A 26475-nucleotide genomic window follows, 5' to 3' on the forward strand; every position below is an offset into this window, starting at 1 on the left:
AACCAACCGCCATCTGGAAGGTTTGCGCGTCGAGCGCGGTCTGGCTGACAATACGCTTGACGCTTACCGGCGGGACCTCAAGCGCTTTAGCGCCTTTTGTCGCGAGCGCGAGATTACCCCTGCGCAATTGAACGCGCTGGTGATGCTTGACTACCTGGAGGCGCTGGCCGAACAGGGTTTGGGTCGTACCAGCCAGCGCCGCCATTTGACCACGATTCGCAACCTGGTCAAGGAATGGCTGCGCGAGGGCATCCTGGAGCAGGACCCAACCCTTGAGATAAAGCTGGGGCCAATGGCACGGCCGCTGCCGCACACTTTGAGTACGACGCAGATCGAGGCCTTGATCGGCGTGATCGATCCGACTACTCCACGCGGCTCACGGGACCGGGCGATGATGGAGCTGGCATACGGCAGCGGGCTGCGAGTGTCGGAATTGGTCCGCCTGCCACTGGCGGCGCTCGATGCGCGCAGCGGGCTGCTGGCGGTGGTCGGTAAGGGAGCCAAGGAACGGTTAGTGCCCTTCGGCGAGCGCGCCCGACAGGCTTTAACTCATTACTTGGAGAGTGGGCGCGCGGCCTTGCTCGGGCAGCGGCAAAGCCCGTTCCTGTTCGTGGGGCGCGCCGGGCGGCCGCTAACCCGCCAAGCATTTTTCAAAAATCTCAATACTTGGGCGGGCCGACTGCCGCGCCAACTGCGGGTACACCCACACATGTTGCGCCATTCCTTTGCCAGCCACCTGCTACAGAATGGCGCCGACTTGCGCGCGGTACAGGAAATGCTTGGCCACAGCGACATCTCGACCACCCAAATTTATACCCATCTGAGCACTGCCCATCTGCGCAAAGCCCATCGCAGCTTTCATCCACGTGCTCGGCTGGATAAGGTATCGTCTTAAACCTGATGGCATCGTTCGATCTTTCTCGCTTTGTTCTGGAACTGTCGATCTGGGCTCTTCCTACGCTGTTTTCGATCGTGCTGCACGAAGTGATGCACGGGGTGGTTGCGCAGCGGCTGGGGGATGATACCGCCCAGCGCGCCGGCCGCTTGACGCTTAACCCGCTCTCCCATATCGATCCGTTCGGCACGGTGGTCCTGCCCATCCTGCTGATGGCGGTGCATTTGCCGGTATTCGGTTACGCCAAGCCCGTGCCGGTAGATTTTCGCCGTCTACGCAATCCGCGGCGTGACATGGTCGCGGTGGCAGTGGCGGGACCGCTGACCAACCTGGTGTTGGCCACATTAAGCGGGATCGGGGCCCGCTACCTGGCAGCGCAATTGGGCCCCGACAGCCCGCGCGCGGTAGTGGTGCCGCTGATTTTGATGCTACGGGCATCGGTGATCGTTAACGTGGCACTGGGGATTTTCAACCTCTTTCCGCTGCTGCCGCTGGACGGCGGACGAGTCCTGGTCGGGCTGCTTCCGCTGTCGCTCGCGCGCAAGTTCGCCCGCCTCGAACCCTATGGCCTGCTCCTGCTTTTTGTGCTGCTTTATACCGACTTTTTTACCCGCGTGATCAATCCAATCATTGGAGCGGTCACCAGGATTTTGCTGTGAGCCAGGACAACCCCACCAATCCGCCCGAGCAAAGCGGGCGCTGGTTTCGCCTGCCCGTCTTCGAGGGTCCGCTGGACCTGCTGCTCCATCTGATCAAGCGCAACGAACTCGACCCGCAGGAGGTGACCGCCAGCGTGGTCACCGAGCAGTACCTGGAGTATCTGGAGCTGTTGGACTCGCTCAACCTCGACGTCGCTGGCGAGTACCTGGTGATGGCGGCCACACTGTTACTAATCAAGTCCTTCGCCCTGCTGCCCCATCAGGGCCCGGGCGACGAGGACGAAGCAGACGAACTAAAGCAGGATTTAGTCGCCCGCTTGCTCGAATATCAGCGCTATCGGGAAGCCGCTTTCAAGTTGGGAGAGCGCCCCCTGCTGGGACGGGACGTATTCGCCTCCGCGGGCGAAAAACCGGTCGAAGAGGCGCCGTCAGCCGCGGCCTACCAGGTTTCGATCTTCGACTTGATCGAAGCCCTGCGCGCCGTGCTGCGCCGGCTCGAGCAGAAGGGCACCCGCGAGCTTAAGCTGCGCGACATTCCGGTGGCCCAATGTATCCCGGTGATCCTAGGGCTGTTGGAGCGCAATCCGCGCCTGGAATTCACCGCGCTGTTCGAGAACCTGAGCGATCGACCACTAGTGGTGGCCTATTTTCTGGCTTTGTTGGAATTGATCCGGCGCGCCCACGTGCGGGTGTGGCAGGAGCAGGCGTTCGGGCCTATCTGGCTGGCGTATAATCAGCCTCCCAAGGAGTAAGCACGCGCGGTGGATGACGAGAATTTGAAGGCGGTGGTGGAGAGTCTGCTGTTCGCGGCCGGGGAACCACTGTCGCTCAACCGTTTGGCCGCGGTTCTGGACGAGGCACCCAAAGAGGCGTTACGCCAAGCCCTGGCCGAACTGGCCGCTGACTGCAATCGCGAGGGGCGCGGGATCGTGCTGGCGGAGGTCGCCGGCGGCTATCAATTGCGCACCGCCAAGGAGCACGCGCCCTGGGTGCGCAAGCTGCTCGCCGCGCGTCCCCCGCGCCTATCGCGCCCGATCCTCGAAACAGTCGCGATCATCGCCTATCGCCAACCGATTACCCGCCCCGAGATCGAACAGCTACGCGGGGTGGATAGCGGCGCCGTGCTCGACAGCCTGTTGGAGCGCCGGCTGATTCGGGTCGCCGGGCGCAAGGAAGCGCCAGGACGTCCTCAACTCTATGCTACCACGCCCGAGTTCCTGGAGACTTTCGGCCTCAAGGACCTCGACAGCCTGCCCGATCTCAGCGAGTTGCGCGAGGTCGAGCAGCAGATCGAGACGGCTGAACAGCGGCGCCTGGACGAGCAGGCCGCAGGCGAGGAGATTGCGCCTGAAGCGGTTCCCATCCAGCCGCTTGTCGCACACGAGCAAGCGGCCGAGGAAACCGCCGAGCAAAGCACCGATGGGGCGCCCGCTCAGCAAGAATCCTCGCAGGAGCGGGAACAGCACGCCGCGCGTGAAACCGACCCAGCCCAATTGCCAGCGCAGGAACCTGCCTTGGCGTCGGAGCCCTCGCGCGAGAAGGATTAAACCCCACCGCGTAGTATCTTATCGGAAGCGACCCAATCCGGTTGCGCCGGATCCCGGAACCGCGACAATCGCCGCCCAGGGGATACAAACCGCCACTGCCAATTTCAACACCCAAGGGGGCATCACCTCCGCGCCGCCACCCAGGCACAACCTGCGGCTTCACCATATCCTTAACGGCACTGGCCCGGCCCCCCCGAACACTCCGTCAATTTGAGGTAGAGTCCGTCGCCTGGTGACCCGCTCCGAAAAAGGAGCCGGATGGGAGACGCCGAGGTGCCGGCGGACAGCTAGAGCAGATACCCAGATTCACGCCGTGGATAGGCCGGTGGTTCCTCGGCCGGCTAGCAGCGGAGTCAGCAATTCGCCGCGCAGTTGCTGCTCGCTCCATCACAAGACGACCGCGTTCGTTACGCTATCAGCATCACCAGACCATCATGTCCGGGCGCGGCAACCCAGTGCGCAAAGATGATCTCACGCGCTGTCCCCGGGTAAGCGCCCAGTGAGCGCGTGGTGGAGCAAACGGTCCCCGTGCCCAGGCGAAAGCGGGCGCAATCAGGCCTTGGCGCGCCGCTCCAGCTTACGTAAGCGCTGGTCCTGATCCTTGATTTGCACCGTCAACCGATCGTCGAAGCGCTCGAATTTCTTCAGCAGGTTGGCCAAGCTTTTGTTAGTCGTTTTGACTTCAGTTTGCAAATCACCCATCGCACCTTCCGCAACGCTCAACGCGTTTTTGCGCTCGGCGCTACCGCCTCGCTCCCCGCTTACGGCGCGGGTCAGGTGATCCAGCCGGGCGCCGATTTCGCGTCGCAGTTCGGCGGCGCGTTTGTCCAGATCCTCGCTCAATCTGCGGCGAACCACTTCCATCCCGCGGCTTAGTTCAGCCGCCGGGCGCGCCGAGCCAAGGTCCTGGACCGCCCGGCGCAGTTCCTCGATTCCGTTGAGATCCTGCTTGAGCTGGATGCGGGCCGCGCCCAACGCCTCGTTGAGGCGGACCATCTCAAGTGCGAGCTCTCCGCGCATCGACTCAAGGCCGGTCTGATTGTCGGCTATCCGGTCGGCTAGAAAGCGGACCTGCCGTCCAACCTCGGCAAACTGGGAGACCATCTCCTCGCGCAACTGGTCCAGCCGTCCGCCAAAGCCGGCCGCCACTTCGACCACCAACTCAAAGCGCGAGCTGAGCTGGGTTAAAAGCGCCTCGATCCGATTGCTCGCCGCGTTTCCGCCATCCTCGTCCACGACCACCTCCCTGTGTAACGCCTAATGGATAATTTTGCCGAAACGGCGCCAGCGTATCGGCAGCCAGGAGGAACTTTCGGAATCCCACGACCAGTATATCACCACTGCCCGCCCTTCGACGTTACGATCGGGCACAAAGCCCCAAAAGCGGCTGTCGTAACTACGATCGCGATTGTCCCCCATGACGAAAATCTCGTTCGTGGGCACGGTCACCGGCCCGTAATGGTCACGTGGCGCGATCATCGCGCTCCGATCGGTGCCCGGCTCGTAGTAAGCATGGGGTTGAGTCACTTGCTTACCGTTGAGGATCACCGACGCGCCACGAATCTCCACCGTGTCACCGGCCAGCGCGACTACACGCTTGATGAAATCCTTGGTCGGATCGGGCGGAAACACAAACACAATCACATCGCCGCGATGGATCGGCTCCAATCGGAACAGGTAGTTGCCATACGGGACGGTGCCGGCCAAGGGCTGGAGACCGAAAAAAGAATCGGGCAGGCGCAGGCCGTAGGCCAGCTTGTTGACCAGGATATGATCGCCGATCAACAGCGTGGGCTCCATCGAACCGGAGGGGATTTTGTAAGCCTGGACCAAAAAGGTCCGGATGACCAGGGCCAGGACGATGGCGATAACCAGCGCCTCGGCGTACTCGCGCACCGCCGATTTAGCGCGCGGCGGCGGCTCGTACTGAAACCCTTGGGCGGGGGTTGCGGGATTGTGCAGCGGTCCAGCCACGTAAGTTATTCTCCCACCTTGAGTAAGGCGAGAAAGGCCTCCTGAGGAATTTCGACCCGTCCAACTTGCTTCATTCGCTTTTTGCCTTCTTTTTGTTTCTCCAGCAGCTTGCGCTTGCGCGTAATATCACCGCCGTAGCACTTGGCAGTGACGTTTTTGCGCAGCGGCTTGACCGTTTCGCGGGCAATCACCTTGGCCCCAATCGCGGCCTGGATAGCAACCTCGAACATCTGGCGCGGGATTACTTCGCGCATCTTCTGGCATAATGCTCGCCCTCGTTCGTAGGCTTTATCCCGATGTACAATAATCGACAAAGCGTCGATCAGCTCGCCGTTGATTCGTATGTCGAGTTTAACCAGAGGTTCGGGGCGAAAGTCCAGAAATTCATAGTCAAGTGAAGCGTAGCCGCGGCTTACTGACTTCAGCCGATCGTAAAAATCGAAGACGATCTCGGCCAACGGCAGTTCGTAGCGCAGAATTACTCGATTGACGCCGAGGTAGCGCAGATCGTGCTGCACCCCCCGCTTATCCTCGCACAGGCCTATCACCGCGCCAACGAACTCGTCGGGCATGTGGATGGCAGCCAGGATAAAGGGTTCCTCAATGGCTTCGATTTGCCCCTCATCGGGCAGATGCGCCGGATTATCGATCATCAGCCGCTCGCCATTGGCCAACACCACCCGGTAGGCCACGGTAGGTGCGGTGATAATCAAGTCCAGGCCGAACTCGCGCTCCAGCCGTTCCTGGGCTATCTCCATGTGCAGCAGGCCTAGAAACCCGGCGCGAAAGCCAAAGCCCAGGGCTTGAGAGGTTTCGGGCTCGACAATCAGGCTGGCGTCGTTCAATTTAAGCTTTTCGATAGCATCGCGCAGCGCGCCGTACTGGTTGGCCTCGGTGGGATAAAGCCCGGCGAAGACCATCGGCTTGAGTTCTTTAAAGCCCGCCAGCGCGCTGGCGGCGGGGTTGAGCGCATCGGTTACCGTGTCGCCCACCCTCATATCGGCGACGGTCTTGATACCCGCCACCACCATTCCAACCTCGCCGCAGCCCAGCACTTGGGTGGCCTGCTCGTGAGGCGTGAAATAGGAGAGGCGGCTGACCTCGCCCTCCTTGGCGGTTCCCATCAGGCGAATGCGGGCACCTTTTCGCAGCTCGCCGTCGACCACGCGAACCAAGCTGATAGCGCCTTCGTAGGGATCGTACCAGCTATCGAAGATCAGGGCGCGTAAGGGCGCCCGATGACGGTCGGGCGGGGAGGGAAAGCGATGAACCACCGCTTCCAGCACCTCGTCGATTCCCACTCCCTCTTTGGCGCTGGCTAGAATGGCCTCGGAGGCGTCCAACCCGATGACCTCTTCGATCTGGCGCTTTGTGCGCTCGACATCGGCACCGGGCAGATCGATTTTGTTGATTACCGGCACGATTTCCAAACCGTTATCCAAGGCCAGGTAAACGTTGGCCAGCGTTTGCGCCTCCACCCCTTGGCTGGCATCCACCACCAGCAAAGCCCCTTCGCAGGCGGCCAGGCTGCGGGAAACTTCATAGGCGAAATCAACGTGGCCGGGAGTATCGATGAGATTAAGCGTATAATTGTTGCCATCGCGCGCCTGGTAGCTTAGGCGTACCGCGCGGGCCTTGATGGTGATTCCGCGCTCGCGCTCCAGATCCATCGAGTCCAGGTACTGTTCCCGGCTTTCACGCTGGCTGAGCGCGCCGGTGCGCTCCAGCAGTCGATCCGCCAAGGTGGATTTACCATGGTCGATATGCGCGATAATGGAAAAATTGCGCAGCAGTTCACACTTGGTCATCTAAGAATCTGCCCGCGTCCCAACCGCTCCGAAGTTTCGTGCGCAGGCTCGCATGGGCGTTGCGCCCAGCACGACCCTGCTCGCCTTTCCACATTGTGACAGCTAAGAGCGCGCCGCACTACCCGGCACCGGCGAGCGGCCGCGGAAATATTCCAGAGTTTGGCGCAGACCCTCCGCCAAACTGGTCTGCGGCTCCCATCCTAACTCCCGTCGCGCCCGGCCCGCGTCGATCACCGAGCGGCGCTGCTCGCCGGGGCGAGCTGGCGCCCGGAGTGCGACCGCACTGCTTCTCACGATTGCGGCCGCCATTGCGTAGAGTCCGTTGACGTCGGTCTCCACAGCGGTACCGACGTTGAAGCTGCCGCTCGCGCTGTGGTCGAGCGCCGCCAAGTTGGCACGCACAATGTCGCCGACATATACGTAATCGCGGGTCTGGGCGCCATCGCCGTATATCGTACAGGGCAGGCCGGCCAGCAGACGGCCGCAGAAAATCGCCACCACCCCTGCTTCGCCGTGGGGATCCTGGCGCGGACCATAGACGTTGGCATAGCGCAGGGCGGTGAAATCGATCCCGTATTCGAGACGATAAAATTCGAGGTAGTGCTCGGTGGCCAGTTTGGCGATGCCATAGGGGCTAAGCGGGCGGCAGGGATGGGTTTCATCACAGGGGAAGCGGAGCTGCTCGCCATAGATGGCGCCACCGGTGGAGGAAAAAATTATTCGCTTGAGGCCTTGCCCGCGCGCCGCCTCCATCAGATGGAGCATTCCGACTAGATTGACCTGGGCATCGAAGGCCGGATCGGCGACCGAGCGGCGCACATCCATCTGGGCCGCGAAATGGAAAATCACCGCCGGCCGCTCGCGCTCAAGCACCGTGGCCAGCGCGGCTGGCTCGCGTAAGTCGGCGTGGTAGAAGCGTGCGCGCGGATTCAAATTGGCGCGCTTGCCCGAGGACAGATTGTCCAGCACCGCCACCTCTTCTCCGCGCGCCACCAGCGCGTCGACGGTGTGCGAACCGATAAAGCCGGCACCGCCGGTGACCAAGATTGCCATCGGACCCCTTAGATCGGGTGACGTCCCACCGAATAGTAGGTAAAGTTGAGTGCGCGCATCAGGGCCGGATCGTACAGGTTGCGGCCGTCGAAAATAACCGGCTGCTTGAGCAGCTCTCGCAAACGGTTGAAATTGGGTTGGCGGAATTCGTTCCACTCGGTCAGGACGAGCAGCGCGTCGGCGCCCCGCAGCGCGTCGTAATTGATCGTGTGGTAGGTAATGCGCTCACCGAAGATCCGGCGCGCATTATCCATCGCTTCCGGATCGTGAGCCGCGATGGTCGCCCCCGCCGCTAGCAGCCCTTCGATTATCGTGATTGACGGCGCCTCGCGCATGTCGTCGGTGCGCGGCTTGAATGCCAAGCCCCACACCGCCAAGGTACGGCCGCTCAGATCGTGACCAAAGTGGGCTTTGATGCGGTCTACCAACAGGGTTTTCTGCCGTCGATTGACCTCTTCGGCGGCCTTAAGCAGAGAGAACTCCTGCTCGTATTCGCTGGCGGTGTGGATCAGTGCTTGAACATCCTTGGGAAAGCAGGAACCACCGTAGCCAATGCCGGGAAACAGGAAATGGGAGCCGATCCGCCGGTCCGAACTCAGGCCGCGCCGGACGTGACTGATTTCCGCACCGGCCGCCTCACACAGGTTAGCGATCTCGTTGATGAACGAGATGCGCAAGGCCAGCATCGAGTTGCAGGCGTATTTACATAGCTCCGCCGAGCGCCGATCCATCACCAAAATCGGATTGTCAGTGCGTACAAATGGTTCGTGCAGCTCCTTGAGGATAGCCGTGGCGCGATCGCTTTGGCTGCCGATAATTACCCGGTCGGGACGGGTAAAATCTTCGATCGCGGAGCCCTCTTTGAGAAATTCAGGAACCGAGCAGACGTCGAAATGAGCGCTGGTGTGGCTGCGTACCAGGGCCTCGACCTTGTCTCCGGTTCCTATCGGCACGGTGCTCTTGACCGCCACGATATGGTAGCCCTGGATGGCCGCGCCAACCTCTTGTGCCACCGCCATCACGGCGCTGAGGTCGGCCGCACCGGAACTATCCATCGGCGTGCCGACGGTGATGAAGGTGATCATCGACTGACGCACCGCCGGCACCAACTCCGTCATGAAGCTTAAGCGCCCTTCACGCTGATTGCGCCGCACTAGTTCCTGCAACCCAGGCTCATAGAAGGGGACCTCGCCCGCCCGCAGCCCCGCGATGCGAGCGCGGTCGATATCGACGCAAACTACTTCGTTGCCGCCCTCCGCAAAGCAGGTTCCCGTGACCAACCCCACATACCCGGTACCGATAATGGCGATGTTCATCCTGACTCCTTTGCCCGCGTCCTTCCCGTCAGGACAGCCACGGACCACCCTGGCCAGTCGGGCCACGCGCATACAGCCCTGGTGCCAAACCGCTATATCTTTTCGGAGCCTTGCGGGCTTGTCCAGCACGCGGGCAAAAAAGTCCACGCAGCCTGCTTCAGCCCTCCTATTCCCCGGGGAAAATCAAGGTGGGGGCCGGCTTTGCCCGTGGCAAGCTGCGGCCGATGCGCACACCGATTGAATTTTTCCGCGCCCGGCCCAACTAGCTACGACCGCCACGGTTCGTCAGGGCGAAGTCCAGCGCGGCCGATGCTGGTCGGTCAGCGCCAGATAGTCGCGGTAACGCTGGTCGATCTCCTGCCAAGTCAAGCTCAGCAGTCGCTCACAACCAAAGGCTTCGACCGCGAAGGAGGCGAGCACGCTGGCATATATAGCAGCCGGGCGGCAAATTGCCGGCGCCAGCTTCCCTTGACGCACCAGATAACCCACGTAGGCGCCGGCAAAGGTATCGCCAGCACCAGTGGGATCGACGCTCTGTTCGAGCGGCCAGGCCGGTGCGACAAAGACACCATCGGGGCTGAATTGCCAGAGGCCGTGCTCGCCGCGCGTAATCACCACTACTTGCGGGCCGCGGCTGAGAAGGGCCCGGCCGGCGCGCAGCAGGCTGCTGTCATCCGCCAGCAGCAGGGCCTCTTCTTCGTTGAGAAACAGCAGGTTGAGATCCGCCAGGGCGCGGAGCAGCTCGGCGCGAAAATCGACGATCCAATGCGCGATGGTACCGGCGGCGACAATCCGCGGGCTATGGGTCTGGCTGAGCACCGAAGCCTGCATGGCAGGGGCCAAGCCGGCCAGGAAAAGATGGTCGGCGCGACATTGGTCGGGCAGCAATCGAGGCTGGTAATCGGCGAAAACGCCAGGCTCTAGCGCCAACGTCTGGCGGCGCGCCGCGGTCGCCTCGTAGCGCACGCGCCAGCGGAAGCTGGGTCCCTCGCGAACCTCCAAGTTGCGCAGATCGACATTGCGTTCGGCCAACCATTGACGATGATCCGAAGAAAAGTCACGCCCAACCACGGATACCAGGCTGACCGGCCAGAAGAAGCCCGCGCCCAGGGCAAAGTACGTCGCCGAGCCACCCAGGACGTTGTGGCGAGAGCCGGCGGGACTCTCGATCGTGTCGTAGCCCACGGTTCCCACCACCACGATACTCATGCCGGCGCACCGCCCCGTTCCGACAAAAGCTGCGCCAACGCCTGTTACTCCCTCGGAGTTTGAATATCTGCTTCAGTTCGCCAACCAGCCCGCACTACAAATATTTGCCGATCAGGAGATCCAGCGCGGCGCGGGTCTGGCGCGGAATTACTGAGCGCTCGGTGACGATCGCGCCCTTGAGCGCCTGGGCGCAGCTGCAGCTACGCGTGCTCACGGCCAGCCTCGCGGCCAGATGGCTCAGCGCGGCGCGCGCGGTGGTAACGTTCGCGCCAAGCACCTGAATGACATCGCCGATATCTACTTCTTTCTCACTTAGATGCCAGCAATCGTAATCGGTGACCAGCGCCAGAATCGCGTAGCAGAGCTCCGCTTCGCGTGCCAGGCGTGCCTCCTGCACCGCAGTCATGCTGATCACGTCCACCTTCCAACTACGGTAGAGCTGGGATTCAGCACGAGTGGAAAATTGCGGCCCTTCGATCGACAGGTAGGTCCCACCCTGGGTCACCGTGGCTCCTGCGGCGCGGCAGGCCAGGGTCAAGTCGGTGGCCAGGTGAGGGCAAACCGGATCGGCCATGGAAACGTGACCGACGATGCCGTTGCCAAAGAAGCTCTGCGGCCGTTTGAAAGTCCGGTCGATGAACTGGTCGGGAACAAAAAAATCGCCCGGCGCTAGATTCTCGCGCATGCTACCGGCCGCACTGATCGACAGCAGCTGCTGCACGCCCAATTGCTTCATTCCGTAGATGTTCGCACGATAGTTGATCTCACTGGGCATGACCCGATGGCCGCGGCCATGGCGGGAAAGAAAGACTACTGTGATGCCGCCGAGGCTACCACGAACATAGCTGTCCGAAGGCGCGCCAAACGGAGTGTCAAGTTCGATTTGCTCGACTCTCTCCAACCCCGGCATCTGGTAGAAGCCGCTCCCGCCGATTATACCCAAAACCGTCTCAGCCATCGTTCCTCGCCATCCCTGCCAAAGCGTCGCGAGCAACTGCCCTAGGTTGGCAGCGCGCGCTCGTGTTCTACCCGCAACTGGCCACAGGCGGCGGCGATGTCGCGGCCGCGACTTTCGCGGATAGTTGCGGTCAAATTACCCCTCAAAAGCTGCGCTTGAAAGGCTTGTAGCCGCTCGCGCGAACTGCCCCGGTAGGGAACTCCGGGAAAGGGATTGAAGCAGATCAGATTGACCTTGGCGCGCAATGGCGCCATCAGCTTGACCAGCCGGCGCGCGTCGGTGTCGCTGTCGTTGACCCCTGCCAACATCACATATTCAAAGGTGATCCGGCGCCGCCCCAATTGAAGCTTGCGACAGGCTGCCAACAGCTCCGCCAGCGGATAGCGGCGATTGATCGGCGCCAGCCGGTCGCGAATCTGATCGGTTGTAGCGTGCAGCGAGACCGCCAGGTTGACTGCGGTATCGGCCAGCAGCCGCTCGATCAGGGGAACTAGGCCGACGGTCGAAACCGTGATCCGGCGCGGCGAAATCCCCATCCCCCATGGGGAAGTCATAATCTTGAGCGCGCGAACGAGGCGCTCGTAATTGGCCAGCGGCTCGCCCATTCCCATGAAAACGTAATTGGTCAGTTGCTCGCCGCTCTCCAAATAGCGCCGCGCGGCAATCACCTGCCCGACGATCTCGCCCACAGCCAGATTGCGCTTGAGACCCATACGAGCGGTGGCACAGAAATCGCACCCCAAGCCGCATCCCACCTGGCTGGAAAGGCACAGCGTGGTGCGGCCGGCGCCTGGAATGATCACGCTTTCGATCGCTTGGCCATCGGCCAAGCCGAGTAAAAGCTTACGGGTACCGTCGCTGCCATCGTGAACGACCGTCGCTGGCAGCCCCGTGAGTTTAAAGTGTTGGTTGAGATATTCGCGCAATTCCAAGGGTAGATTGGTCATCGCGGCGAACGACTCCACCTGCCGCTGGTAAAGCCACTGGGCCACCTGCCGAGCGCGATAGGCAGGTTGCGCGGCGGCCGCAGCCACAGCTTCGAGTTCCTCCAGCGCGAAATCGCGAATGTCAGCCTTGAGACTGGTTAGCGCAGGTTGGACCACCGCGTAAGTTTAGCCTAAGTGGGCGGCCAGCAATACCCCGCACTTGTCGTTGGCCGCAACAGCCTGCCCATCCAAGTCTGCAGTCGCGGATCACCTAGTAGAGCAGTGGACAGCCCCGGCCGCGCTTCTTTCCGCCCAGACTCCGAAGGCGCTCGCGCAGCTCGCGGTCGCGGTCTTCCCTGCATCGAAAGTTGAAAGCGCGATCTAAAAGTCGATTACGCCCCCGTTCCCCGCTTGAGGTAGCAGCGCAAGATCGTCCGGCACGTCACAGCCCTCTTCAAACCCGCCGATACGATCGAGCCGCGTATCGAGACGGCTACAGTCCGCACCGAAAAGCTCGCCAAATCGGTCTTAGCCAAGGCATTTCACGGCGGACTCCACTATAGCCTCGATGGTGGGCCCGGATGCGTTCCCGCATCAGCTCTTTCAGCCCGGCTGCGATCCGGCGGTTCCACCACGCCCGCCCAATCGGCTTGTCTTACTAGATTCCGCTGCGGCGGGCCCAATACTCCCATGCCCGATCGATTCCCAGCGGACTGGTTGCCATCCGGGTGGTCTCGGAGACCTCTTCGTCGCTTAGGAAGGTGACCTCGCCCAGTCGCATCGCCTCCGACTGCAAACGTGCGTTGACCATCAGATAAATGGCGGTACTTACGGCAGCCTTGAGAGTGTGGCCGACCACCGCGCAGCCATGCCCGCGCATCAAGCTCACTGTGTTCTGCGCCAGGCAGTTGGCGAGATCTCGCCCCTGCTCCAAGGTGCGCACCAGCAGATCGGTATGGCCGAATTTCGTCCTGATATCCCACACCGGAATACGGGCGCCGATGGCGCCTGCGGTATGGAGCAGCGGCCGCAAGCGCACATTGGTAACGGTGAAGGGAATTACTTCGTAAGCATGATTATGAATCACCGCCATCACGTCGGGACGAGCGCTGTAGATGGCGCCGTGGATGGGCCGTTCGGCATACATGGCGCGTCCGTTTTGATTGATCGGATTGCACTCCAGGTCGTACTCAATCAAATCGGCCTCGCTAACCAGCTCGGGCGCGCGCGCCCCGGAGAGAAAAAAGCGGTCCGGCCGTTGAGGATGGCGGATACTGACGTGACCGAAGGCGTCGACCACCCGTTCGTGGGCCAAAATCCGATTGGCTATAACCAAGTCACGTAACTGCGCTGCAAGATCACTCATCATTCGTCCTCCACGCCCCTCGCTTGGGGAGCGCTCGCCAAAGTTCGCGCCCTTACAGGGCCAACTCCTCCAGACGCTTACCCGCGGTCTCGGGTACCCAGAGCAAAACCAACAGGGCGCCCAGAACTGGTCCGACCCCAAACAGGGAGGCGGCATTGCCCAATCCATGCATCGGAATGGACAGCAAGCCAACCGCCAGAGGCGCAAACGTCCAACCCAATTGACCCAGGACCTGGACGCACAAACAATAACCGCCGGCGCGCGCCTTGGTGGGAAACAGCTCGGCGGAAAGCGCCGAGGCGGCCGTGCGCGCGCCCTGATAGCTGAACATGGTCGCGGCCAGGGCCACCATCATGCTGTTATGGGCGGAGCTCTGAAACAGCAGGGCCATCGCAATGCCGGCTCCCACGCAGAATAGGATCGCAGCCGGACGCCGGCCCAGGCGATCCATCAGGAAACCGCAGCTCAGGGTTCCAGTGGTCGCGACCAGGTAGGCCAGGACCACGGCAAAGCCGATCTGCCCAGAGCTCCACTGATGGTCGCGCTTGGCATAAAGGCTGAAGAAGGAGATCGTGGGACCGCCGACCAGCCCCAGGCTGTTGCAGAGCAGGGCCAGGACCAGCACACGGCGTCGGTACGGCCCGCTCAGCGGCGCGATACTCTTGCGCAGATGGCTGAACACTCCGGCCCCGATCGTGCCCACCTCTCCCACCGCGCGCAGTTGCTCGAACCGCGCCGTCTCGCGCATTCCGCGCCGCAGCAGCGCAACCAGCAGCAAGGGCGCAATTCCCAACAGATACATCCCGCGCCATCCCCACCGGCTGGGCGCCACATAGCCGTAGAGCAGGCCCGCCGTGGCCACACCGAAGAACGCGGTCATATGGAGCACAGCGATCCCTCGGCCGCGCGCTCGTTCGGGAAATTCCTCGGTGATCATCGTCATCGCGACGCCGAACTCGGCGGCCAGAAAGACCTGCGAGCAGCTTTGAAAAAAGGTAAAGCTCGCCATTCCCCGCGACAGCGCGGTCAGCAGCGTGAAAACGGCGTAGCACAGCACGGTGCAAGAAATGACTGGCTTGCGGCCGAAATGGTCCGCCAGGGTGACGACGAAAAATGATAACAGGCCGCCAAATCGCACTACCGCCGCCATCAGGCCGATCGAGGCATTGCCAAGCGCGAAAGTATGCGCGATATCCGGGGTGCAGAGATGAAAGATGGTGATATCGTAGCCCTCGAAGATAGTGGCCGACATCAGCATCCCGACCAGCATTACCAGGTATCTAGTTGAACGCTCGGGGAGAAAGCTGGCCGCCTCCGAAGAACATGGCATCGTGACGGCACCTGAGGGGCTGGCTTCCATTTAACCTGCACGCAGCGGCATCAGAAGCAATCTTTTATCTCTGTCAGAGTTAATCCCGCCTCGCAAGCCAAGAGGCGTCAGCTTAAGCGGCGGATCCACACTGTTTTGCCCTTTGCGCCACTCCGTGATGCCGCGCACGCCGGCGCTTGGTAAGAGTCGCACGATTGGAGCATCGCATTTATCGCCATCTCAGGGTGTGCTAATTAGCGAATGAGACCGCGCCTCGCGGGGTGGTCACCGACCAGGCAAGGAGCGTTACATCGATGCTAACGCGGGCGGAAAACCAGATGTTGACTCAAGTCGGACCGGGAACTCCAATGGGCGAGTTGCTGCGCGAATGCTGGACCCCCGCCCTGCGCAGCGCCGGCCTGGAAGCCGATGGTGCGCCTGCGCGCGTGCGACTTTTGGGCGAGAACTTCGTCGCCTTTCGCTCAACCGACGGCCGGGTCGGCTTCTTCGACGAAGGATGCCCCCATCGATGTACCTCGCTGGCACTGGCCCGCAACGAGGACAACGCGCTTACCTGTATTTTCCACGGCTGGAAAATCGACGTCTCGGGCAAAGTCGTCGAAGTGCCTTCCGAACCGCCCGAGCGGCGGACCGAGTTCGCCGCTAAGGTGCGGGTGCGCCATTACCCGGTCCGCGAAGCTGGGGGCCTGGTCTGGGTCTACCTGGGCAAGCGCGAGCAACCGCCCCAGTTCTACAACTTCGAATTTCATCAAGGGCCGGCCTCGGCGATAGCGCGCCGGGCGGTCGTGCACGGCAACTGGCTGCAAGGTTTCGAGGGGCAGTTGGATTCGGCCCATCTGGGGATGCTGCACAGCAGCGCGATAGCCGCCAATCCTTTTGCGATCGATAACCGCACCGGCCCGATGTCGCGGGCCAACACCGCTCCTAGCTTCGAATTCATCCTAAAACCCTACGGCTTTCGCGAAGCCGCCTTGCGCCATTTGCCCGACGGCACCGTCTACGCGCGGATTCGCGAAGTCGTCTTGCCCTACTTTTCCTTCATTCCCGGGGACCAGGGAAAATCTCGTCTAGTGGTAGCGGTGGTACCGATCGACGACGAATGGAGCGCCCATTGGTATTACTACATGAATCCCTACGGACCGGTGCCTCAGGATTACCGCGACTGGGCGTTTTGGGGTACTACCGACAACGACGACAATTACAGCCAGGATATGGGCAACCGCGATAATATGTGGCATCAGGACCGGCGCGCGATGAAAGAAGGGCATTGGAGCGGGATCATGCGCAACTTCACCTACGAAGACTTTATCGTGGAGGAATCGATGGGTCCGATCGTCGATCGTAGCCGTGAATATCTGGGCAGTAGCGATACCGTGATCATCCGCAGCCGGCGGATGCTGCTCAAGGCCCTGCGCGAGCATCGCGAGCACGGCACCCTGCCCTTCGGCCTCGACCGCCAGATCGACTATAGCCGGGTGCGGGCGCTGGCGATCCGCTTTCCCGCGACGCAAAACTGGCTGGAAATCGATCCGCTCAACCCACCTCCCGCGCTCTAGTGTCGCGTCTCCTGAATAGGCGGAGCGTTTAGAGGTCGCACAACTCGCTACCGCCTTGGGCCTAGTGGGGCGGGCCGCCGTGCCCTCTCATCGTGTGCGCGGGCCGAGCCGCCCGCGCCACCGCCCTCCGAGCTGCCCGAGATCCTTCTACCGCGTTCGCTTTGCTCATGATGGCGTACTGGCCGCTGGCCATTTCACTTGCGAAACGCGATTCTAGCTTTGGCTACCGAGCCGGGCCGGCAACAGTAAAGAAGTCCGGCACCAGATACCCGAACACCCCGTTACGCACACTGTCGCTTGCGAACAGCTCGTTGTGCCCCGGATCAATCGCTAAGCCGTCGGGATGGAGCAACTCCGAGGCCGGTCCCATGATAATCGCCTGCGGCGGGACGTCACCGTTGTCGGTTTCCTTCCAAACTCCGACAAAGCCCAATGGCCCGGTGAAAGCGAGTAACGGCCCGTCGCACTTGGGACGCGGTTCGAAACCACCTTGGTCGTAGGATGCACCCAGATAATGGTTGGAGGCGATCGCGTAGATCTTTCCCCGGTAGTACTGGACGTGCCAGCCGCTGACGATGCCCGTAGTCGGCCCGCTGATTACCGTCTTAGGTGGTACGTTTCCGCTCGCCCTACGATCGAAGGTGAAGATCGCTGGAGCACCATGGGTTGAACCCGAAGCAATCACCAAATCATGGTCAGTATCGACCGCAACGCCGCTGGCCCCGGTCATTTGCGTGCGATTGCCACGAATCACGCGCAATGGCGGGATGTCGCCGTTGCCGGTGAGCGGGAAGACCAGCAACCCGTGGGAAACGACGTCGGCTACCCACAACTCGTTGTGCTTTACGTCAACCGCGGGTTGAAATGGGTAATGAATCTCCGTGTGTGGCCCTTGAATCACCCGCAGCGGCGCGACGTTGCCCTGACTGCCGCCGCGGAAAAAGACGATCGAGCCGGCCAACGGTTCGGTCCCAATCACCACGTCGTGCAGAGGATCGTAGGCGATGCCATGAGCCACGCGGGTAAGTTTGGTGCGTTGACCTTCGATAACCCGTACTGGGGCGACGTTTCCACTTGCCGACCTGGCAAATGCCGCGATGCGCGGATCGCTGACTCAATTGGGCACCAGCAATTGGTCGCGCTTGGAGTCGTACGCCAGCGCCATCGGATTACCGAAACCGGCGCTGGGCGTTCCTTCCGGCGCATTGCGAATCACCCGGCGTGGCGGCGCGTCACCCTCGTCGGCGCGGCCGAACACGACCGCGGTATGTCCAAAGTTCGCGACCCATAGTTGGTCGTGACTGGCGTCGTAGGCCACCCCCATCGGATAGCGAATTCCGGTGCGAGGTCCGCCCAGAACCCGCAACGGCACGGCATCGCCGTCGGCATCGCGAGCAAACACCAGGATCTGATTGGCGGCTTCGTTGGCCACGAACAATTCGTTATGAACCGGGTCGACCGCGATTCCGGTGGGCCAGTTTAACTCCGTCTTTGGCCCCTGAATCACCCGTATTGGAGCTGCGTCGCCCTTGGAATCGTCCTTAAAAATCCGAATCGAGGGCGGGAAATATTTACCACCCCCGCTGTAGTCGGCATCCCAATAGCCCTGATTCCAATTGCCGTAATTAGAGACGAAGATCTCCCCGTGAGCGTCGTCCCAAACCACGCCGTGAGGATCGGCCAAACCGGTGTGCGGTCCGCGAATAGAGCGCAAGGGACGCTCGGCACCGTGGGCCTGCAGGCGATAGAAAATGATCTCGGCGTTGTGTTGGATCGACACCGCCATCTGCTTGTAGCGCTGGCTGAGCGCGATGCCATAGGAGCCGTGAGGCACGGCGAGCACGCGCGAGTGGAAATTGCCGTTGGCAGAATAGGGAAACCCGGCGACATCGTCGCCGACATCGTTTTCCGTGGTGTAGAACTCGTGACGCACGGGATCGACCGCGACCCCGGCGGCAAACGACAAAAAGGTATTCGGCCCTTTCACCCAGCCCAGATATTGGGTCAGGTTCGAATCGTCAGGCGGCGCAGGCACGGCCAGCGAGTAGATCAGTACGCTTTTGAGGTTGGTATCGCTGAGCACTGCGATGCCAGCCTTGGAGTCGATCGCGATGCCGTTGAATTCGGGAAACGGATCGCACAGCGCGCTAGCCGGCATGATATCGCCGCCGGGAATTGCATATGAATCCAGCAGAGCTTGAAATTTCGCCGGCAGCGCGACCTTGATGCCCTTGGGATGGCCGTTGGCGTCAGCTTCCACCAACCGCTCGCCGTTGCCCATCAGCTTCGGCCGTGCCACCGGTTTGCCAACCCCCGGTCCCGTTTGGGCCGCCGCCGTGCCGACCCAGGTCGGAGCGGACCAATGCCCCCCACCCAAGATAGTCTGAGAGCCGGCAGCGATAAGTAAACCCAGCGCGCATGCGGCCATGCCGGCGAGTCGGACAAGCCTGCGGTTGCTCATGCTCTAAAGGCTCCTTCAGCGGGCCGCGAACCGGGCGGCGAAGCTTCACCTGCGAGCCAGCGAGCGGCTTGGTCGCCGCGCGCTGGCCCACGCGAGGTTTGCGCGTCTTTAGAAGAAACCGGGGACCAGGTAGCTGAAGACGCTGTTGCGCACGCTGTCGCTAGCAAAGACCTGACCGTGCTTGGCATCGACGGCGATTCCCACCGGATGCAACAGTTCACTGGCTGGCCCCAGAATGATCGCATGCGGCGGTACGTCGCCGCTATCGCTCTCATTCCAAACCCCGACAAAACCCAGCGGCCCGATAAAGGGCAGCATCGGTCCGTCGCAGTTGCCCCGTGGCTTGTAGCCGCCGGGATCGTAGGAAGGAATGTAATAAAAATTGGAGGCGACGGCGAAAATCTTGGAATCCGCCACCTGCACGTGCCACACGCTGATGATCCCCGTACTCGGTCCGCTGATGATCCGCTTGGGCGCAACGTCGCCGTTGGCGGTGCGATCGAAGATAAAAATTCCGGGCCGATAGTTCTGGCTATAACCAGTCGCGACCACCAGGTTGTGCGCGGGATCGACCGCCACCCCGCTGACTGTACCCAACACCGCCTTGGGCCCCTTGATGATTCGCAACGGTGGAATATCGCCGTTGCCGTCCAGTGGAAACACATACAGCGCCTTGGCTTCCAAATCGGCGATCCACAGCTCGTTGTTCACCAGGTCCACCGACGGCTCGTAGGGCGAATGCAACAAGGTGTGGGGGCCCTGGATTACGCGAATCGGAGGCGTGTTACCCGCCGTCCCGCCACGGAAGAAGACGATCGAGGCGGCCAGCGGCTCGGTTCCGATAATTACATCGTGTTTGGCGTCATAGGCGATACCATGCGCTACCCGCGTCAGCTTGGTGCGCTGGCCTTCGATGATGCGAACCGGCTTCACATTACCACTTGCCATCCTGGCAAAGACCGCGATGCGCGGATCGCTGACTCAATTGGGTACCAACAGTTCGTCGCGCTTGGAATCGTAGGCCAGCGCCATCGGATTACCGAAGCCGGCCGCCATGGTGCCCTCGGGCGCGTTGCGAATTAGCCTAACCGGCGCGACATCGCCCTCGGCACCGTTGTCAAAGACCTCGGCGGTATGGCCAAAGTTAGCCACCCACAATTGATGACGAATCGAGTCATACGCCACGCCCATGGGCTGACGGATCTGAGTCGCCGGGCCGGATAGAATCCGAATCGGTGCCACGTTGCCGTTGGCGTCGCGTGGAAAGACCAGCACCTGATTGCCGGCCTCGTTGGCGACATAAAGCTCGTTGTGCGCTTCGTCGATCGCGATCCCAGTGGGCCAGTTGAACTGCGTCTTGGGCCCCGAGATCACGCGTACCGGGGTCACGTCACCCTTGCCGTCGTCCTTGAAAACACGAATCGAGGGCGGATAGTAATGGCCCCCGCCGGTATAGTCAGGATCCCAATAGCCCTGATTCGAGTTGCCATAATTGGAAACGAAGATCTCGCCGTGCTGTTCGTCCCATACTACCCCGTGCGGATCGGCCAGTCCGGTATGTGGGCCGCGGATCTCGCGCACCGGCGGCTCGACCCCGTGCGCCTGCAGGCGAAAGAAAATGATCTGGGCATTGTGCTGAATCGCCACCGCCATTTGTCTGTAGCGCTGGCTGAGCGCGATGCCGTAGGAGCCATGCGGCACCGCCAGCACTCGCGACTTGAAGTTACCATTGGCCCCGTATGGAAAGGCCGCCACGTCATCGCCAACGTCGTTCTCCGTGGTGTAGAACTCATGGCGTACCGGATCGACCGCGACCCCGGCGGCAAAGGAAAGAAAGGTATTGGGTCCTTTCACCCAATGCAGGGGCGTTGTGATGTTGGGATCGCTGGGCGACGCCTTGATGTCGAGCGGATACACCAGCGCGCTCTTGAGGTTGGTATCGCTCATCACCACGATCCCAGCCTTGGGATCGATCGCAATCCCGTTGAACTCCGGGTAGGGGTCGTGCAGCTCGGTGGCGGGCATGCAATCGCCGCCAGGGATCGAATAGGAATCCAACAGCGCCTGGAATTTCGCCGGCAGCGCCAATTTAACCCCTTTGGGTCGGCCGTTGATGTCCGCGCCCATCACTCGCGCGCTGCCGCGTCCGCTCAGCGAGAGCGCGGGAATTCCAGGCACCTCATCGCCCTTTTGCTGGCCCCAGGCCGACGTCGCACCCAATTGCCACGTTCTCCCGGCTGGCCCACCCAAGCCCAACATCAACCAGGCGCTTAACCCGACTACCGCAGCAATCACCTCGATTTTCTTCATCTGGCACCCTTTCCACCTGATCGGCTAGGTGGTTCACGCCGTGGTTACGCCTGTCACGCCACGCTTGTGCGAACAGGCGCCCGCAAGCTTTCCTAACTTAGTTCGCCTTTTCGAATAGCGCAAAGGCACAAACAAACTTTAGCCAGTGAGGCGCTCGCTGCAGTCTTGCAGTGTCATTCGATTTCTCGTGCGAAAAAAGTCCCCGTTTCAGCAGACGTTAGTGCTCCGCTTCCACGGATCCCAAAGCCCTACTAGACCACGTTCTCCAGCCGCATGCTGAGATCGGCGGCGCGCACAGAATGCGTAATCGCACCCACTGAAATAAGCTCCACCCCGGTCTGCGCGATGGCGCGCACATTACCCAGATTGACGTTGCCCGACACCTCGATCGGGATGCGCTTGGCCACGATTGCGCAGGCTCGCCGGATGTGATCGAGATCCATATTGTCGAGCAAAATTACGTCGGCCGCTGCCGCTACAGCTTCCTCGACCTGCTCGAGAGTCTCGCATTCAACTTGAATTTTCAGCGTGTGCGGGGCGCCGCGGCGCGCGGCCTGTACCGCGGCCGTGATCGATCCGGCGGCCACAATGTGGTTGTCCTTGATCAGCACACCGCTGTCCAGCGCGTAGCGATGATTACCGCCCCCACCCACGCCGACGGCGTACTTCTCGATCGCGCGCAAGCCGGGATGAGTCTTGCGGGTATCGATGATGCGCGCCGTGGTTCCGGCCACCGCCGCGACGAATTCGGCGGTGGCGGTGGCGATTCCGGTCATGAGCTGTAGAAAGTTGAGCATCACGCGCTCGGCCGCCAGCATCCCCACCAGATAGCCGTCCAATTCCGCGGCCAGCGCCCCCGGCTCCAGCCGAGCGCCTTCGGGGGCCAGGCTGCGCAGCCGCGGTTGGGCTCCGGCATGGTTGAACAAAACCTCCACCAGCGGTCCACCGCAAAACACCACCGGCGTGGCCTTGACCAGGATGCGAGCGCGCCCGCGCTGGTTGTGAGGTACAGTCAAGCTGGTGGTGACGTCCCCCTGCCCGACATCTTCGGCCAAGGCGCGTTGTAACAAGTCGGACAAGGCAAGACGATTGATGAGCTCCATGGGCTATTCCTGCACAAGCATTTGCAGTTGTGCGGCCAGCGCTTGCTCGCGTTGACTCAATTCCTCGGCGCGTTGCTCCATCTGCTCGATGGTTTCGGGCGCGGCCTTGGCCATGAATTCGGCGTTGCCCAGTCGGGCGCGATGCTGGTCGAGATGGGCCAGGACTTCAGCCTGCTGTTTTTGCAACGCCGCACGGGCCTTGGCAAGATCGAACTCCGCCGGCGTCCTGACCCGCACTTCAGCCCACCCCAGCGCCGCCGCCAGCGTCGCGGGCTCGCGCGGTGCACCAGCCGCCACCACCTCGATTTCCGCCGCCCGTCCCATCACCTGGGCATAGGCGCGCCACGTCGCGACTTGCGCCGCGATCGCCGCGTTGGCGGCGACTATCACCACACTCGCGCGCTGGCCAGGATGGTAACCGGCGAGCGCACGCAAGCTGTTGATCGCCTCGCTGGCCTGCACGCAATTGGCCATCGCCAGGCCCTCGGCGGCGCTGAGCATTTCGCGTTCGGGAGTGGGAAAGCTGGCGACTGCCAAATGTTCGCTCAGCGCGGTCTGCTCCAGATATGGCCGCAACGCCTGCCACAACTCCTCGGAAATGAACGGCATAAAAGGATGCAGCAGCCGCAACAGCCCATCACAGCAGTGAACCAATGTGTATCTGGCCCCCTCGCCCGCCAAGCCACCCTGGCGCAGGGGTTCCTTGACGAGCTCAATGTACCAGTCACAGAACTCGTGCCAAATGAAATGATACAGCCGCGCCGCGGCGGTGTTGAACTCGTAGCCGTCGATCGCCGCCGTCACATCGATCGTGGTTTGGCGCAAGCGGCTCAGAATCCAGCGGTCGGCCAGACTTAATTTATCCTCCGCCACCGCCGGCAGCGGCACCGGTGCAGCGGGCAAGTTCATCAGGATGAAGCGCGCGGCATTCCAGATCTTGTTGGCAAAAGCGCGCGCCGCCGCCAGGCGCTGATTGCTCAAAACCAGATCGCGCCCCTGAACCGCAAGCTGGGCCAAGGTAAAGCGCACCGCATCGGTGCCGTAGGTCTCCATGATTTCCAAGGGATCGACCACGTTACCGCGCGACTTGGTCATCTTTTTGCCGAACTGATCGCGCACCAGCGGCGTGATATAGACGTCGCGAAACGGCACTTCGTCCGTGAACCACAGACCGAGCATCATCATCCGGGCGACCCAAAAAAAGATGATGTCGAAACCGGTCACCAGCACCGAGGTGGGATAATAGCGCCGCAAATCGCGGGTAGAATCGGGCCAGCCCAAGGTCGAAAACGGCCACAGGCCGGAACTGAACCAAGTATCCAGAACGTCTTCTTCCTGAACCAGCTCGGCACTGCCGCATTTGGCACAGCGCTCGGGCCGTCGCGCGGCGACGACCAGCTCAGCGCATTCGCGGCACTGGTAGGCTGGGATACGATGGCCCCACCAGAGCTGGCGCGAAACGCACCAGTCGTGGACGTTCTCCATCCAATTGAAATAGGTATTTTCCCAAAAGCGCGGATGGAACTTGGTGCGTCCGTCGCGCACCGCCGCCAAGGCTTTTTGCGCCAGCGGCGCTACCCGCACAAACCATTGCACCGATAGGCGCGGTTCGAGCACGGTATCGCAGCGCGAGCAATGGCCGACGGCGTGGCGATGGGGCTCTTGCTTTTCGAGCAACCCCAGCGCCTGCAGATCGCCGAGCACGGCCGTACGCGCTTCCTCGCGGCTCATCCCCGCGTAGGCTCCCGCTGCCGCGGTCATCCGCGCCCTGGCGTCCATGATTTCGATCTCGGGCAGCCCGTGACGGCGGCCCAGCTCGAAGTCGTTGAAGTCGTGGGCGGGAGTGATCTTGACCGCGCCGGTGCCGAAGCCCTGCTCAACCGTCGCGTCGGCCAATAGCGCAATCGTGCGCGTGGTGAGCGGCAGGCGCAATTGCCTACCCACCAGCTCGCGATAGCGCGGGTCGTCGGGATGGACCGCGACGGCCGCGTCACCCAGCATCGTTTCGGGTCGCGTGGTGGCTACCACCACGCCGCCCTCCCCGCTGTTCAGCGGGTAACGAATATAGTAAAGCGCGCCGGTTTCTTCCTTGTGTTCGACTTCCAAATCCGACAGCGCAGTTTCGCACCGCGGGCACCAGTTGATCAGGCGGCGGTCGCGATACAGCAGTCCCTGCTGGTACAGCCGCACAAAGACCTCGGTCACCGCGCGCGACAATCCCTCGTCCAGAGTGAAGCGCTCGCGGCTCCAGTCACACGAGGCGCCCAGGCGGCGCAGCTGATGCAGGATGCGGCCACCGTAAGTGGCGCGCCAAGCCCACACTCGCTGCTCGAAGGCCGCCCGACCCAATTGATGGCGGCTGAGTTTCTCGCGCGCCAGCTCACGCTCGACCACGTTTTGCGTGGCGATTCCCGCGTGATCAGTGCCCGGAACCCACAGGGTGTTGAAACCCTGCATGCGCCGGGTACGGACCAGGATGTCCTGCAGTGTCACGTTGAGCGCGTGCCCCAGGTGCAGTTGGCCAGTGACGTTAGGCGGGGGAATCACAATCGAAAAGGCGAGGCCCGGCGCGGCCGGATCAGCGGTAAAATAGCCGAGATCGACCCAGCGCTGATACCAGCGCTCTTCGGCGCTTTTAGGTTCGTAGGTTTTGCTCAGTTCCAACGCTCTTCTTCCACAATCGCCACGCTCGGACTACGCCTGGCTGCTGACTTAAGGGCAAGCAAGCTGAGGCCGCAAGTCACGTCTTGGCTCCAGTCCCCACTTACTTTGCGTCAAAATGACACATTTGGACTTGGTTGCCCAGTACCTGCGCGCGGCCGCGCGGCGGTCAGACGCAATCCTGATCGCCCGCGGCCGGTCGCGCTACAGCCGGCAGGATAACTAGCGCACCGGGCGATCTTCCTTCGTCATAAGCAGAAGGGTTTCTGGCTGAAGCCATCTTTTATGCAGGAGTGCAGCTTTCAAAAGCAAGTAGCGCTTATTCAAGGATGACACACGGGCGGCTCGCCCCTGAGATTTTTGACCCCCATGGGGCGCGAAAGAGCGGGAGAAATAACCAGATCGGAGGCGAATTGCTCAGTCCGAGCGCGCGCCACACGACCGCGCGCGCCGGCCGCAGCCTACAGGCCGAATTGATCGAGCCGGCGCGGATCGCGGGTCCAGTTGTTTTCCACTCGCACCTGCAATTCCAAGTAAACTCGCTGCCCCAGGATAGCCTCCAGCTCCAGGCGCGCCGCTTGGCCGACTTCCTTCAGCCGCGCGCCGCCGGCGCCAATCACCATCCCCTTGTGCGAGTCGCGCTCCACCACCACCGCGGCCCCAATCCGGGTCAGCTTGCGCTCGGGAAGCTCCTCCCAACGTTCGATCTGAACCGCGGTGGAAAACGGGATCTCCTGGCGCATCTGCAAAAACAACTTCTCGCGCACGATCTCGCCCGCCAGCTCGCGCACGCTCTGCGCCGTGGCCTGATCCGCCGGCATCAAGGCTGGCCCAAGCGGCAGGAAGGCCTTGAGGGTGCGCACCAGCTCCTCGACATTCTCGCCGGTAAGCGCGCTGACCGGCACGATCTCGGCCTTGGGCGCCGCGCGCAGCCATTGTTCGGCCAGCGGAATAAGATTGGGCCGCGCTACCAGGTCAATTTTATTGATAACCACCGCGGTGGGCACGTTGCGCTCGCTCACTGTCGCGATTAGCTCGCGATCCTGCGGCGCGACTGGACGCGGCTCGACCACGATCGCGACCGCGTCGGCCTGCGCGATAGCGCGCTGCGCGCGCTGCACCATGCGCTGGTTGAGAGCGCGACGAGCCTGATGGATCCCAGGCGCATCGACGATAATCAGTTGCGCGTCGGCGTCGGTGCGAATCCCCACGATCGCGCCGCGAGTAGTCTGCGGCAGCGGGCTTACGATCGCCACCTTCTCGCCTACCAAGCGGTTGAGCAGGGTCGATTTGCCGACATTGGAGCGCCCCGCCAGCGCCACGTAGCCGCAGCGGTAGGGGAC

General features: G+C 61.9%; 21 protein-coding genes and 1 pseudogene. 5 read left to right on the forward strand and 17 right to left on the reverse strand.

Going from position 1 to position 26475, the window contains the following annotated elements; genetic code table 11:
- The first annotated feature begins 7 nt into the window (after positions 1-7).
- From VKV28_06645 to scpB, 4 genes and pseudogenes are all read left to right on the forward strand, one after another.
- Positions 8-895 (forward strand): annotated as a pseudogene (locus VKV28_06645) (tyrosine recombinase).
- A gap of 5 nt (positions 896-900) precedes the next feature.
- A complete protein-coding gene (locus VKV28_06650; GenBank protein ID HLH76474.1) occupies positions 901-1554 on the forward strand; it encodes a site-2 protease family protein in 654 nt (217 codons plus the stop codon).
- On the forward strand, positions 1551-2306 hold the full coding sequence (locus VKV28_06655; protein HLH76475.1) for a segregation/condensation protein A: 756 nt from the start codon (positions 1551-1553) through the stop codon (positions 2304-2306). Before VKV28_06650 ends, VKV28_06655 begins: the two co-directional genes overlap by 4 nt.
- Before the next feature lie 9 nt (positions 2307-2315).
- A complete protein-coding gene (gene scpB, locus VKV28_06660) occupies positions 2316-3101 on the forward strand; it encodes an SMC-Scp complex subunit ScpB (GenBank protein HLH76476.1) in 786 nt (261 codons plus the stop codon).
- Positions 3102-3653: 552 nt separating this feature from the next.
- On the opposite strand, the gene VKV28_06665 is transcribed toward scpB, so the two are convergent.
- The 10 genes from VKV28_06665 to VKV28_06710 form a co-directional block, all read right to left on the reverse strand.
- Positions 3654-4337 carry a hypothetical protein gene (locus VKV28_06665; GenBank protein ID HLH76477.1) on the reverse strand — a complete coding sequence of 228 codons (684 nt, stop codon included), beginning with the start codon at positions 4335-4337 and terminating at the stop codon, positions 3654-3656.
- A 21-nt stretch (positions 4338-4358) separates the two neighbouring features.
- A complete protein-coding gene (gene lepB / locus VKV28_06670) occupies positions 4359-5075 on the reverse strand; it encodes a signal peptidase I (protein HLH76478.1) in 717 nt (238 codons plus the stop codon).
- A gap of 5 nt (positions 5076-5080) precedes the next feature.
- The gene (gene lepA / locus VKV28_06675; GenBank protein ID HLH76479.1) at positions 5081-6883 is read right to left on the reverse strand and encodes a translation elongation factor 4; all 1803 of its coding nucleotides are present in this window, start codon (positions 6881-6883) and stop codon (positions 5081-5083) included.
- A 102-nt stretch (positions 6884-6985) separates the two neighbouring features.
- A complete protein-coding gene (locus tag VKV28_06680) occupies positions 6986-7936 on the reverse strand; it encodes an NAD-dependent epimerase/dehydratase family protein (protein HLH76480.1) in 951 nt (316 codons plus the stop codon).
- Positions 7937-7944: 8 nt separating this feature from the next.
- Positions 7945-9252: a UDP-glucose/GDP-mannose dehydrogenase family protein gene (locus VKV28_06685; GenBank protein ID HLH76481.1), complete on the reverse strand. Its 1308-nt coding sequence runs from the start codon at positions 9250-9252 to the stop codon at positions 7945-7947.
- Between the two features lie 285 nt (positions 9253-9537).
- Positions 9538-10461 carry a PfkB family carbohydrate kinase gene (locus tag VKV28_06690; GenBank protein ID HLH76482.1) on the reverse strand — a complete coding sequence of 308 codons (924 nt, stop codon included), beginning with the start codon at positions 10459-10461 and terminating at the stop codon, positions 9538-9540.
- A 94-nt stretch (positions 10462-10555) separates the two neighbouring features.
- Positions 10556-11419, reverse strand: a complete 864-nt coding sequence (gene mtnP, locus VKV28_06695; GenBank protein HLH76483.1) for an S-methyl-5'-thioadenosine phosphorylase — start codon at positions 11417-11419, stop codon at positions 10556-10558.
- Positions 11420-11460: 41 nt separating this feature from the next.
- Positions 11461-12522: a 23S rRNA (adenine(2503)-C(2))-methyltransferase RlmN gene (gene rlmN / locus VKV28_06700; protein ID HLH76484.1), complete on the reverse strand. Its 1062-nt coding sequence runs from the start codon at positions 12520-12522 to the stop codon at positions 11461-11463.
- A 481-nt stretch (positions 12523-13003) separates the two neighbouring features.
- Entirely contained in the window at positions 13004-13714 is a 711-nt protein-coding gene (locus VKV28_06705; protein ID HLH76485.1) for a class II aldolase/adducin family protein, read from the reverse strand.
- Positions 13715-13763: 49 nt separating this feature from the next.
- Positions 13764-15041 (reverse strand): MFS transporter, encoded by a 1278-nt coding sequence (locus VKV28_06710; protein HLH76486.1) that lies wholly within the window; start codon positions 15039-15041, stop codon positions 13764-13766.
- Positions 15042-15334: 293 nt separating this feature from the next.
- Between VKV28_06710 and VKV28_06715 the strand changes: the two genes are divergently transcribed.
- Positions 15335-16597 (forward strand): Rieske 2Fe-2S domain-containing protein, encoded by a 1263-nt coding sequence (locus tag VKV28_06715; GenBank protein ID HLH76487.1) that lies wholly within the window; start codon positions 15335-15337, stop codon positions 16595-16597.
- Positions 16598-16820: 223 nt separating this feature from the next.
- On the opposite strand, the gene VKV28_06720 is transcribed toward VKV28_06715, so the two are convergent.
- The 7 genes from VKV28_06720 to era form a co-directional block, all read right to left on the reverse strand.
- Positions 16821-17615: a hypothetical protein gene (locus VKV28_06720; GenBank protein HLH76488.1), complete on the reverse strand. Its 795-nt coding sequence runs from the start codon at positions 17613-17615 to the stop codon at positions 16821-16823.
- A 96-nt stretch (positions 17616-17711) separates the two neighbouring features.
- On the reverse strand, positions 17712-19058 hold the full coding sequence (locus tag VKV28_06725; GenBank protein HLH76489.1) for a hypothetical protein: 1347 nt from the start codon (positions 19056-19058) through the stop codon (positions 17712-17714).
- A gap of 108 nt (positions 19059-19166) precedes the next feature.
- Entirely contained in the window at positions 19167-20006 is an 840-nt protein-coding gene (locus VKV28_06730) for a hypothetical protein (protein HLH76490.1), read from the reverse strand.
- Between the two features lie 33 nt (positions 20007-20039).
- The gene (locus VKV28_06735) at positions 20040-21368 is read right to left on the reverse strand and encodes a hypothetical protein (GenBank protein HLH76491.1); all 1329 of its coding nucleotides are present in this window, start codon (positions 21366-21368) and stop codon (positions 20040-20042) included.
- A 251-nt stretch (positions 21369-21619) separates the two neighbouring features.
- Complete coding sequence (nadC, locus tag VKV28_06740) at positions 21620-22471, reverse strand: carboxylating nicotinate-nucleotide diphosphorylase (GenBank protein HLH76492.1); 852 nt, start codon at positions 22469-22471, stop codon at positions 21620-21622.
- A gap of 3 nt (positions 22472-22474) precedes the next feature.
- Positions 22475-25135, reverse strand: coding sequence for a valine--tRNA ligase (locus VKV28_06745; GenBank protein ID HLH76493.1), 2661 nt, complete (start codon positions 25133-25135; stop codon positions 22475-22477).
- A gap of 458 nt (positions 25136-25593) precedes the next feature.
- On the reverse strand, positions 25594-26475 hold an 882-nt coding region (gene era, locus VKV28_06750; protein ID HLH76494.1), incomplete at its 5' end, for a GTPase Era.

The sequence above is a fragment of the Candidatus Binataceae bacterium genome (assembly GCA_035294265.1).
Classification (GTDB): Bacteria; Desulfobacterota; Binatia; order Binatales; family Binataceae; genus DATGLK01.